The sequence below is a fragment of the Shouchella clausii genome (assembly GCF_002250115.1).
Lineage (GTDB): Bacteria > Bacillota > Bacilli > Bacillales > Bacillaceae_D > Shouchella > Shouchella clausii.
The window spans coordinates 1712570-1724379 of the sequence record NZ_CP019985.1 but is presented as its reverse complement, the minus strand read 5'-3'; the positions used below and the strand labels follow the sequence as shown (position 1 = coordinate 1724379).

Here is an 11810-nt window from a genome sequence, read left to right as displayed (position 1 = left end):
AGTTTCGAAAACACCTTAGTAAAGGTGTTTTCACCCAATTCAGAAATTATCTATCTCTAATGTCTCTCTTTACATGTGGATTTGTGAACAAATCAAATTCATCAAAACTTGGTGAAGAAAACTCGCTGATTACAGCGCCTTCTTTTCCCGCTTTAAACCAATGTTTTGTGCGCGGAGCAATCGTATATTGCTCACCAGCCTTTAAATGAATTTCTTTACTTGCTGTATAATACGGCTTATTCTTTTCAGGAATCGAAACACTTATTTCCTCTGGCACAAGCTCTTTATCTGATTCAACATACAGGTATACCTCTCCCCAACGACACCGGAAGGTCTCTTGCTTCCCTTCTCGATTTTCCAAATCAGGATGCCAATGCTCTGGGCAAGCCTGGTTTGGTAATAGCGCCATCTCCTTTGCACAGTAACGATCGTTGTTTACATATAAAATTAAATTTAATCCTTCTTCTTCAATATTGTCTAATCCAAATTCAGCATAATCAATGCTTGCTAGCTCCTGCTCTGTTAAAACAATTTGTGATTTTTGAAAGATTTCTTTTACACGTTCTTTATACGCATTCGATACTATCGCCATTCTTGCTTCCTCCAATTAGGTAATTTTCAACTCTTTAATATCAATTTCTCGCTCATCCTCTTCTGTCAGCTCTTTTACATCGTCTAATGATACTGGCTTTTTCAGTACATATAAAACAATGGCGGTAGCCAATGAGCCTACTAGCAAGGAAGCAAACCAAGCGAATGGATTGGTCATTGTGACCATTGCAAATAAGCCACCATGCGGAACTGGAGATGCTGCAGCTAAATACATACTCATCGCACCTCCAATAGCTCCCCCAATAGCTGTTGAAACAACACAGCGCCATAAATCATTGAAAATAATCGGATAACAGCCTTCCGTAATCATACAAACCCCCATAGGAAATGCAGTTTTAAGGGTTTCCACTTCCATTCGCACGTAAATATTTTTGCCGAAGACTTTTTGCATATAATACGCTATTGTCATTCCAAATGGGGTAACCATGGATGCTAGCATTAACACGGCCATTGGTTCATTGATGCCCTCTGATTGAAGTGACAGCAAAAAGGCAAAGACGACTTTATTAATTGGCCCACCATAATCAACACTAGATAAAATCCCGATAATCAAGCCAAAAAATAGTTTTTGGCTTGTATCTAAGCCCAAAAGGTAATTATTTAATGCATCGGTCAAAATGGAAATAGGTGTTCCTAAGACATAATACATAATGATTCCCACCGCTAATGACGCCACAAATGGAATCAACAGCATCGGTTTAAGGCCTTCTGCCCATTGGGGAACCTTCATCTTATCCTTTAAAAATTTCGCAATATAACCAGCGATAAAACCACCGACAAATCCTCCAATAAAACCAGAATTCATATTAATTGCCACTAAACCGACGAGAAAGCCTGGAGCAATACCAGGTTTATCTGCAATGGAGAAGGCAATCCCAGTAGCAATGACGACGGGTAGCATTCCTAGAATAAGTCCACCCATCGTGTACATCGTGTCAAAAAATCCAAAAGAATCCTGGATATTCTCAATGGTTTGTCCACCAAAAAGACTGCCAATTGCTAACAGAAATCCCCCACTAACAACAACTGGAATTAAGTATGAGATGGCTGTTAGTGCATGTTGCTTCAGATTAGTCAATAATTTGCCTGAAGTTTGCTCTGCCATTATGCATCAGCTCCCTTTTGCATAACCTCTTCAACCTTTTTAATAAACTTATTAGGCGACTTAATCACCACTTCTGTAGGAACTTCAATAATTCGTATATGCTTAAATCGATCTTTGCCACCCACCTTCACATCAGCAGCAATAATGGCCACGTCCGCTTGATCAATCAATTCCTGTGGGAGCTCATCTTGTACACCAATGGTTCCTTGTGTTTCAATATGGATGCGATGACCCGCTTTTTCAGCTGCTGAAACTAATTTTTCACGAGCAATATACGTATGTGCAATTCCTGCCGTACACGCCGCAATTCCAACAATATTCATCCTGACATCTCCTCTCATTTTCATTTAAGCAAATGCTTGCTTTAACTCATGGACTGTATCCGCTTTCAATATGTTGTTTACCACTTCATCATTACCTAGTTTTCCAGCTAACTTAGCCAGCATTTTCAAATGCTCCTTTTCACGCCCATCTCCAGCCTGTACGCAAAAGAGACAAACAATTCTCACCCCTTTTCCATCTAAAGTCTCCCAAGGAATTTCATTCGAAAACTTACCGATAGCAACCCCATTTTTTAAAGCGCTTTCACTAAGTCCATGAGGAATGGCAATAAAATTGCCAATGCCGGTTTGACCTAGCGATTCCCGATGATAAATATCTTTTTCAAATGACGGAACATCGCTAATATAGTTTTTCTTTTTCAACAAATTCGCCAAGGTGTTTATGGCCTCTTCTTTCGTAGTACCTGGTACATTCACTGCCATTATTTCTTCATTAAGAATATCCATCTGTTCACCTCATGAGTTCAGATTTTAATTTCATTTATACAAATGGATTTTGTTATCCGTTTTAAATAGCTTAATTTTTTCAAGAGAAGTCTGTTTAGCTGCTGCAATACAGTCAGGAAAAATGACATTGGGCTCACGAATTTCTGAATCGCCGTTGTTCAATATTTCTCTTAATTTATTTGTAAATGAAATCTTAATATCAGAAGAGATATTAATTTTAGCGATACCGAGTTCGATCGACTTAGCAATTTCCTGATCAGGATTACTTGATCCACCATGCAATACTAACGGGATATCAATTAACTTGTTAATTTCTTCTAAAATGTCTAGACGAAGCTTAGGCTCAGCATCCTTTGGATAGATGCCATGAGCTGTACCAATAGCGATCGCCAATGAGTCAATGTTTGTACGCTCAACAAATTCCTTTGCTTTTTTCGGATCTGTGTAGATGATTTCACTCATACCACCTTCAACTGTATTACCCGTATCCCCAATCGTTCCTAATTCTGCTTCAACTGAGACACCAATGGAATGAGCAATTTCAACCACTTTCTTAGTAGCTGCAATATTTTCTTCGAATGGTAGGTGCGAACTGTCAATCATTACTGAAGTAAATCCTAATTGAATGGCATGAACAACTTGTGCAATTGTGGCGCCATGATCTAAATGAATAGCGACTGGAACTTTGGAATGTTGAGCTTCATATAAAACCTGACTAACAAAACTATCACGTAAAAAAGCTAATTCGGCTGGGTGGATCGCCATCATAAACGGTGCCTTTGCCTCTTCGCATGCTTCCATCACCGCAGTCAATAGTTGACCACTACCTGCATTGAATGCAGGTACAGCAAAATGATTTGCCTTTGCTACATCCAACATTTCTTTACCTGTAATTAACATAGACACTACCTCTTTCCCTTTATTTTCTTTTTGTTTCTTTTACTTTCTTTTTAAGGTGAATTATAGTCCTGAAACAAAAACAAGTCAACGTTTTTTTGTTTATTTTTTTCTATTTTCGGCTATAATTAAGTAAAAATGCAGTTAGAGGTGGCGTTGTCATGTTTGCTAAAGAAAGAGAAGAAAAAATAAAAAAGGAGATCTACCGCAAAGGAACTGTTTATGTCAAAGAATTAGCAAAAACATTTAATGTATCAGCTCCAACAATTCGAAGTGATCTGGATAGAATCACGGCAGACTCGGATGATTTTGAACGAACTCATGGTGGGGTTATTTACAAAAGAAAAAAAGAAGAAAGTAAAGATAAAATCGTAATGTACAATATTCGTGCTTCCATCAATAAAAAAGAAAAAGAAGAAATCGCTCAAGTAGCGCTATCTTTAGTAAATGAAAGAGACACACTCTTACTAGACTCAAGTTCAACCTGCTTTGAATTTGCTTCATTATTAGCCGACCCATCCTATAAAAACAAAAATACTATTCTAACAAATGGGCTATCAACAGCGATGATTTTAAAGCAAAATCCAAATTTAACTGTCATTATTTTTGGGGGCATTGTACGGACAGATTCAAATACAATCCATGATGAATTTCAAGATCCTATTTTAGACCGATTTAACATTGATAAATACTTCTTTTCTGCATCTGGTTTATCAATCGAAAGCGGGTTTTCAGAGTTTAATATTGAAGAAGTTAAAACAAAAAAAGAAAACTTAAGACGAGCTAAATTAAAAATCGCTCTCATCGATCATACAAAGTTTAATCAAGACTCGAGTTCCACCTTTGGTTCACTAGATTGTGCCGATATTCTTATCTCTGATTCTGGCTTAGATAAAGCTATTCAAAACAAATATAGCGCATTGATTCCTTTACGAACCTATGGAATTCGTTGACATAGCCCCAAAGGCCAAGTCGTATTTGATCTTTATGATGGATCCATCTTTTTGGGGAACACTGAAAAGTAAGAAGTATGGTTATATATTAGACATTTGCGAAACTTTCTCTTGCAATAAGTGAGTACATCACTTTTATAATCATCATAGATATAAAAGCGGCCTTTGTTCTATGGAGTATAGAGCTTAGGCCGCTTAATGTTTTAAATTCCACTGTCTACTTGACGGAATACCAATCAAATGTAGTCAACTTGTTCTGACCTCTTAATTATTTCAAAATAGGGCTATCTAAACGAATTGGCTGCCCCGATGCTGTTCTCCATTTAAAAGAAGAAGCCACTTTGTCCAATTAATTCGGAATTGGATAGAAAATCTAACGATAACAGTGATTTTCAATTATTTCTATCATATAGTTATTTAAATACCAGCTTGTGCCTAACTGGTACTGTCACAAAAGGGAGGCTATTATATGGAACGATCGGAATCCATCCCATTGAATTTCCAAGAAGTCGAACCGCCATTATCCACCCAAGAAGCGACAGATGAAGCAACTAGGTGCCTTTATTGCTATGATGCACCATGCATTACTGCATGTCCCACAGGAATTGACATCCCCTCATTCATTCAAAAAATCACAACAAATAATTTGACAGGCTCCGCTCGGACGATCATGGAGGCTAACCCGATCGGAGCCAGTTGCGCCAGGGTTTGCCCGACGGAAGAACTATGTGAAGGCGCGTGTGTTCTGAATCAGACATCGAAACCGATTATGATCGGCAAATTGCAGCGTTATGCGACTGATTGGGCGATCCAAAACGAGAAACCATTGTTTACAGCGGGCAAACGAAACGGACAGAAAGTAGCGGTTGTCGGCGGAGGGCCGGCAGGATTATCTGCCGCGCGGGAGCTTGCTTTGCTTGGCTATGCGGTAACCGTTTATGAGGCAGAAACGGAAGCCGGCGGCCTTGATACGTACGGCATCGTCTCATTCCGTCTGCCAAAGCGCATCTCTTTATGGGAAGTCGAACAGGTCAAGTCTCTCGGCGTCTCGATTCAGACGAACACCCGTATTGGAGTCGACCTTTCTCTTGCAGAACTACAGCAATCCTTTGATGCTGTCGTTTTAGCAGTTGGCATGGCAAACGTGCCCCCTCTCGGCATTCCCGGCGAAGAACTTCATGGTGTTTATGATGCCATTGATCTTGTAAAGGCAACGAAGTCCACCACATTGCCCCAACAATTCCAAGGAAAACGAGGCGTTGTCATCGGCGCCGGCAACACAGCGATTGATGGAGCGACATGCGCCGTCCGTTTAGGGGCGGAAAACGTCAAAGTTCTTTATCGCCGCACAGAAGCGGAAATGACTGCTTACCAATTTGAATATGAGTTTGCTAAGCAAGACAGCGTTGAATTTCGCTGGCTTGTCTCCCCTATCGCTGTGCTTGGTGATGAAAAAGGGCGCGTAACTGCTTTAAAATGCGCTGAAATGGCTTTAGCCGAGGCAGATGAAAGCGGACGAAGAACACCGATTCCAACAGGAGCGACTTTTGTCATCAAAACCGACTTCATTATTAAAGCGATTGGGCAAGCGCGCCATCGTTGGCTCGACGATGTTGGCATTGCTACACACAACGGTGTTATTTCAATTGACCATCACTATGAAACATCTGTAAAAGGCGTTTTTGCCTGCGGCGACGCGATATTCGGCCAAGGGCAAGGTGAAGCAATGGTAGTTGCGGCTGCCGAACAAGGAAAGCAAGCGGCGTACGCAATTGATAAAAAACGACGCAGCCAACGGGCTGAAACGAGCGCATAAGGAGGAATTCGATGGCTGACCTCATTAGCAATTTAGCTGGCATCACATCGCCTAACCCATTTTGGCTTGCCAGCGCTCCGCCGACCAACTCTGGCTATCAAGTTCAGCGGGCGTTTGAGGCTGGTTGGGGTGGGGCGGTCTGGAAGACGCTTGGCGAACCGATTATGAACTCAACCTCCCGTTTCGCTGCCCTCCACTTCAATGGCAAGCGCGTGGCAGGTTTTAATAACATTGAATTGATTTCAGACCGCCCGCTGGATGTTAATTTGCGAGAGATCGCCGATACAAAAAAACGTTTCCCCAATCATGCCATTGTCGCCTCATTAATGGTGGAACCTAAACAGGAAAAGTGGCATGAGATTGTCAAACGCGTCGAGGCAGTAGGAGTGGACGGTCTTGAACTAAATTTTGGCTGTCCCCATGGCATGGCGGAACGAGGCATGGGTTCGGCCTCTGGCCAAGTGCCTGCGCTCGTTGAACAGCAAACAGCTTGGGTAAAAGAAGTGGCAACGACACCTGTTATCGTCAAACTGACGCCAAATATTACTGATATTACCGCCACTGCCGAGGCCGCTGCTCAAGGGGGCGCTGATGCCATTAGTTTGATTAACACAATCAACAGCCTTGCCGGCGTCGACATCGACACTTGGCAAACGATACCGAACGTCGATGGCCTAGGCACTCATGGCGGCTACTGCGGCCCAGCTGTTAAGCCAATTGCCTTGCATATGCTTGGCGATTGCGCCCGCCATCCGAATGTCGATATACCGATTTCAGGAATTGGCGGCATTGCTACTTGGCAAGATGCGGTGCAATTTTTGCTGATGGGCGCTTCAAACGTGCAAGTGTGCACCGCTGCCATGCACCACGGCTTTCGCATTGTCGAGGATTTGCTTGATGGGCTATCCGCCTATTTAGAGGAAAAAGGGCTTGCTTCTGTGCAAGATTTAGTTGGCCAATCGGTTCATCGCTATTCTGAATGGGGCAACCTCAATTTAAACCATCAAGTCGTCGCTCGAATCAATCAGGATGTATGCATCAACTGCAACAAATGCCACATCTCTTGTGAAGACACGGCCCACCAATGCATTGGCCGCTATACAGACGAGAACGGTGCTCCTTACTTGAAAGTCGATGAAGACGAATGCGTTGGCTGCAATTTGTGCTCCATTGTTTGCCCAGTAGAGGGAGCGATTGCAATGGTGCCAAAACCGAACGGGCTGCCGCCAATGTCTTGGAATGAACGGCAGGCTGCTATTGCCAATGACTGAACCGAACTTAAACACAAGCGGCCGAAAAAAGATATGGTAGGGGGAAAACAATGAAACGACTCATACAAAACGGGACGATCGTGACTGCTTCTGATACGTATAAAGCTGACTTGTTAATCGAAGGGGAAACGATTGCGCAAATTGGCCAACAATTGGCTGTTCAAGGAGTAGACGAAATTATCGATGCAAGCAGCTGCTTTGTCTTTCCTGGCGGCATTGATCCCCATACACATCTGGACATGCCGTTTGGGGGCACCGTCACAAAAGACGATTTTGAAACAGGAACGATTGCGGCTGCCTATGGCGGGACAACAACGATCATTGATTTTTGCCTGACTGAGAAAGAAAAGCCGTTGCAAACGGCGATAGAAGCATGGCATAAAAAAGCAGCAGGAAAAGCAGCCATTGACTACGGCTTCCATTTAATGATTGGTGAAATCAATGAAGCTGTGCTCAATGAATTGCCAGCGATCGTCTCCACCGAAGGCATTTCATCCTTTAAAGTATTCATGGCGTATAAGCATGTGTTCCAAGCCGATGATGCCACTCTATTTGAGACGCTCACAAAAGCGAAAGAACTAGGCGCTTTAGTTATGGTCCATGCCGAGAATGGCGACGTCATTGATTATTTAACAAAGCAAGCGTTGAAAGAAGGAAAAACGGCGCCAATTTACCACGCTCTCACCCGTCCTGTCGAAGCAGAAGGAGAAGCGACCGGGCGTGCTTGCCAGCTCGCCTCCCTTGCACGATCGCAGCTGTATGTTGTCCATGTCACTTGCCAAGAGGCCGTCCAACAAATTGCCGAAGCGCGAAAGAACGGGGCAGACATTTGGGGCGAAACATGCCCGCAATATTTAGTGCTTGATGAAAGCATGTTGCGAAAACCTGGATTTGAAGGAGCGAAATATGTATGGTCGCCACCGCTGCGGGAAAAACAGCACCAAGACGCCCTCTGGAAGGCGCTAAAAACGGGGACATTGCAAACAATCGGCAGCGACCAGTGTTCGTTTGACTTCGCTGGCCAAAAAGACTTGGGCGTTAACGACTTTACAAAAATCCCAAATGGCGGGCCTATTATTGAAGACCGCTTTTCGCTCCTGTATTCAGAAGGCGTAGCCAGAGGGCGCATCGGCCTCAACGAGTTTGTCGACCTCGTCTCGACACGAGCAGCCAAACTGTTCGGACTGTATCCGAAAAAAGGCTGCATCGCTGTTGGAGCCGATGCAGACATCGTTTTGTTTGACCCCGAAGAAGAGCGTGTGCTATCAGCTCGTACACACCACCTCGCTGTTGATTACAGCGCCTTTGAAGGAATGCGCGTAAAAGGGACGCCGCGGACCGTGCTGTCGCGGGGAAAAGTTATCGTCCGCGATCAAACCTATGTCGGCACTCCAGGAGAAGGAGCGTTTTTAAAACGGGCGCGTTATGGGGAGTTATGGACGAATGATTTAGTAGGCCAGCGCTGATATGTGGGCACTTGCCCATTTATTCCGCAAACATGAACAAGCGATGTCGAAAGGAGAGGTTTGATGGCTGAACACATCGACTTTCAAAAAGAAAAAGGAGCAATTGATGCGCTTATCGCAGACGGCTATAAAATTACATCTATTTCCGATCACTTAAACGGCTCAACGGTATTGTTCATGAAAGCAGGGGCAACCAAAACCTTTTTAGCAGCAAACGCCAACGCACGTAAATATGCTTCAACCCTTTTTTGTAAAGGGCAAGCCTGGCAAACCGTTACTAGCCAAGGAGGCAATGCCCATGAACACCAATAAGTTAGCAATCAATCGCGAACGGCTTAAACAAACGCTCCAGGCGTTCGCAGCATTCGGGGCAACAGGCAACAATGGCGTGACACGCCTTGCCTTGTCTGAAGAAGACAAGCAAGCACGGGCTTATTTGCGCCAGCAATGTGAAGCGCTCGGGCTTGTAGTAACGACGGACGATCTCGGAAACATGTACAGTGTAATTCCAGGAAAACAGCGCAATGCCCCGCCCGTCTATCTTGGTTCCCATCTTGATACCGTTAAAAAAGGCGGGCGTTTCGATGGTGTCCTCGGTGTTGCAGGCGCCTTAGAAGTGCTACGCACAGTAGTCGAACATAAGCTTGAATTAAATGTGCCCCTCGGACTGATCAATTTCACCAACGAGGAAGGCGCCCGTTTTGAGCCTTCGATGATGGCATCAGGGATTTTGGCTGGAAAATTTAACAAAGACGCAATGATGCAATCAACAGACCAAGATGGCGTTTCTTTTGGAGAGGCTCTGGCGGCGAGTGGTTTTGCTGGCTCGGCCCACCATCGGCTGACGGACGCAAGCGCTTTTTTAGAACTGCATATCGAACAAGGGCCGGTTTTAGAAGCAGAAAAGCAAACCATTGGCGCCGTTGAGTGCGTTGTTGGCATGGTTTGTTACGAAATCGAGATTTGTGGCAAATCCAACCACGCCGGAACAACGCCACAACGGATGCGTCATGATGCACTAACGGCAGCCAACGCCTGCATGACGGCTTTCCATGAAAAGCTAGCACCGTTAGACGACACGCTCGTTTATACGATCGGACGCTTTAATGTATTCCCGAACATCCATACAGTCATTCCTGGCCGTGCTGTCTTCACTCTTGAAGCTAGGCACCAAGACGAAGCAGTACTGGCTGCAGTAGAGACTGTGATTCAGGAAGTTGCCGCAGCGTGCCCCCTTCCGTGTCAGGCAACAAAGCGATGGAGCCGAGAGACGGTTTGGTTTAACAACAGCCTCGTCGCCCAAGTAGAAGAATCGGCTAAAGCACTCGGCTATCCATATAAACGCATGGTGAGCGGTGCTGGCCACGATGCTCAATTTATTTCTTTCCTTGTCCCGACAGCCATGATATTTGTTCCAAGCCGGGGAGGAATTAGTCACGCGGAGGAAGAATGGACTTCTTGGGAGGACTGCGAAAAGGGCGTCAATGTCCTATTGGAAACCGCATTGAAACGAACGATGCACGAGGAGGCGATTAAACAGTGAATACTGGAATGGAACCGACATTGGCTAAAAAAGACGAGCAATATGTCTGGCATGCGATGCAACGTCCAGGGGCCGCGCCCCTTATCGCCGATTCAGGTGAAGGGTCTTGGTTTACGGATATAAATGGCAACCGCTACATGGACGGCGTATCCGGGCTATGGTGCCTAAACCTTGGACACGGGCAAACGGAAATCATTGAAGCAGCGACTGAGCAAATGAACAAACTTGCCTACTTTCCCCTTTCCCTTGGCCACCAGCCAGCGATCGCTTTGGCTGAAAAATTAGCCGCTTTGCTTGGTGGCGGGTTTCGCACCTTTTTTGCCAACGGCGGCTCTGACGCGAACGAAACGGCCTTTAAAATCGCGCGCCAATACCATAAGCAAACCGGCTCCCCAGAAAAACAAAAAATCATTTCCCGTTACCGCGGCTATCATGGCAACTCCCTTGGCGCCCTTGCGGCTACGGCCCAAGCAAACCGCAAAATAAAGTACGACGCTGCTTTGCCTGGCTTTTTGCATATTCCACCGCCTTACGCCTATCGATCAAGCTTTGGCTCTGCTGCGGAAGACGACCAACGGGCCGCTGATTTTCTTGAACAAACGATTTTATGGGAAGGTCCTGAAACAATCGCCGCATTTATAATGGAACCGATTATTTCCGGCGGCGGCGTCATTTCCCCTCAATCAAACGACTATTACAAACGTGTCCGCGACATTTGCGATCGCTATCAAGTCTTGCTCATTTTAGATGAAGTCGTCTCTGGTTTCGGCCGGACCGGTAAACTGTTTGGCTTTATGCATGGCGATGACGATTTCAAACCTGACATCATCACACTGGCAAAAGGGCTTACGAGCGGCTATCTCCCACTAGGCGCTACGTGCGTTGCCGAAAATGTGTATCAAGCATTCGACGGAAAAGGCGAGACCAGCCATTTCCGCCACATCTCCACCTACGGCGGACACCCGGCGTCTTGCGCGGTCGCGTTAAAAACGATTGATATTATTGAACGTGAACAAATTGTCAATCGAGTCGAAGCGCTATGCCGCACTATTCTCAGCAAGCTAAAACAACTTGAACAACTTTCGATTGTCGGCGAAGTGCGCGGAATTGGCTTCCTTTACGGCATAGAACTTGTTCAAGATAAACAGATCAAGGAGCCAGCTGATGACGATACAATGAAAGCGATTGTAAACGCTTGCCAAAAACAAGGGCTGATCATCGGCAAAAACAGCGACACGATTCCAGGAGGAGGCAATGTTTTAATTATCGCCCCACCACTCACTTCTAGCGAAGAAGATTTAGCTTTTCTCGTTGATACCGTGTCCAGCGTTCTGCGTACATTTGCATAAGCATCAATCT

Annotated in this window: 12 protein-coding genes; 7 read left to right on the top strand and 5 right to left on the bottom strand. The window is 44.9% G+C overall.

Annotated features, from left to right (window positions below):
• Positions 1-46 precede the first annotated feature (46 nt).
• From BC8716_RS08330 to BC8716_RS08310, 5 genes are read right to left on the bottom strand one after another with little or no spacing between them, the layout of a single operon-like run.
• Positions 47-592, bottom strand: a complete 546-nt coding sequence (locus BC8716_RS08330; protein WP_094424784.1) for a D-lyxose/D-mannose family sugar isomerase — start codon at positions 590-592, stop codon at positions 47-49.
• Between the two features lie 15 nt (positions 593-607).
• The gene (locus BC8716_RS08325) at positions 608-1717 is read right to left on the bottom strand and encodes a PTS fructose transporter subunit IIC (protein ID WP_094424782.1); all 1110 of its coding nucleotides are present in this window, start codon (positions 1715-1717) and stop codon (positions 608-610) included.
• Entirely contained in the window at positions 1717-2040 is a 324-nt protein-coding gene (locus tag BC8716_RS08320) for a PTS fructose transporter subunit IIB (protein ID WP_094424780.1), read from the bottom strand. The genes BC8716_RS08325 and BC8716_RS08320 overlap by 1 nt, the downstream gene beginning before the upstream one ends.
• 24 nt (positions 2041-2064) lie before the next feature.
• The gene (locus BC8716_RS08315; protein WP_094424778.1) at positions 2065-2505 is read right to left on the bottom strand and encodes a PTS sugar transporter subunit IIA; all 441 of its coding nucleotides are present in this window, start codon (positions 2503-2505) and stop codon (positions 2065-2067) included.
• A gap of 30 nt (positions 2506-2535) precedes the next feature.
• A complete protein-coding gene (locus BC8716_RS08310) occupies positions 2536-3405 on the bottom strand; it encodes a ketose-bisphosphate aldolase (RefSeq protein WP_094424776.1) in 870 nt (289 codons plus the stop codon).
• 158 nt (positions 3406-3563) lie between these two features.
• On the opposite strand from BC8716_RS08310, the gene BC8716_RS08305 reads away from it, so the two are divergent.
• The 7 genes from BC8716_RS08305 to BC8716_RS08275 all read left to right on the top strand — a co-directional run bounded on the left by BC8716_RS08305 (position 3564) and on the right by BC8716_RS08275 (position 11800).
• On the top strand, positions 3564-4355 hold the full coding sequence (locus BC8716_RS08305; protein ID WP_094424774.1) for a DeoR/GlpR family DNA-binding transcription regulator: 792 nt from the start codon (positions 3564-3566) through the stop codon (positions 4353-4355).
• A 469-nt stretch (positions 4356-4824) separates the two neighbouring features.
• Entirely contained in the window at positions 4825-6171 is a 1347-nt protein-coding gene (locus BC8716_RS08300; RefSeq protein WP_094424772.1) for an NAD(P)-dependent oxidoreductase, read from the top strand.
• An 11-nt stretch (positions 6172-6182) separates the two neighbouring features.
• The gene (preA, locus tag BC8716_RS08295; protein WP_094424770.1) at positions 6183-7442 is read left to right on the top strand and encodes an NAD-dependent dihydropyrimidine dehydrogenase subunit PreA; all 1260 of its coding nucleotides are present in this window, start codon (positions 6183-6185) and stop codon (positions 7440-7442) included.
• A 50-nt stretch (positions 7443-7492) separates the two neighbouring features.
• Positions 7493-8908, top strand: coding sequence for a dihydropyrimidinase (hydA, locus tag BC8716_RS08290; protein ID WP_094424768.1), 1416 nt, complete (start codon positions 7493-7495; stop codon positions 8906-8908).
• 63 nt (positions 8909-8971) lie between these two features.
• Positions 8972-9220 carry a hypothetical protein gene (locus BC8716_RS08285; protein WP_094424766.1) on the top strand — a complete coding sequence of 83 codons (249 nt, stop codon included), beginning with the start codon at positions 8972-8974 and terminating at the stop codon, positions 9218-9220.
• Positions 9207-10451 carry a Zn-dependent hydrolase gene (locus tag BC8716_RS08280; protein WP_094424764.1) on the top strand — a complete coding sequence of 415 codons (1245 nt, stop codon included), beginning with the start codon at positions 9207-9209 and terminating at the stop codon, positions 10449-10451. The genes BC8716_RS08285 and BC8716_RS08280 overlap by 14 nt, the downstream gene beginning before the upstream one ends.
• Positions 10448-11800 carry an aminotransferase gene (locus BC8716_RS08275; protein ID WP_302467380.1) on the top strand — a complete coding sequence of 451 codons (1353 nt, stop codon included), beginning with the start codon at positions 10448-10450 and terminating at the stop codon, positions 11798-11800. The genes BC8716_RS08280 and BC8716_RS08275 overlap by 4 nt, the downstream gene beginning before the upstream one ends.
• The last annotated feature ends 10 nt before the right edge of the window (positions 11801-11810 follow it).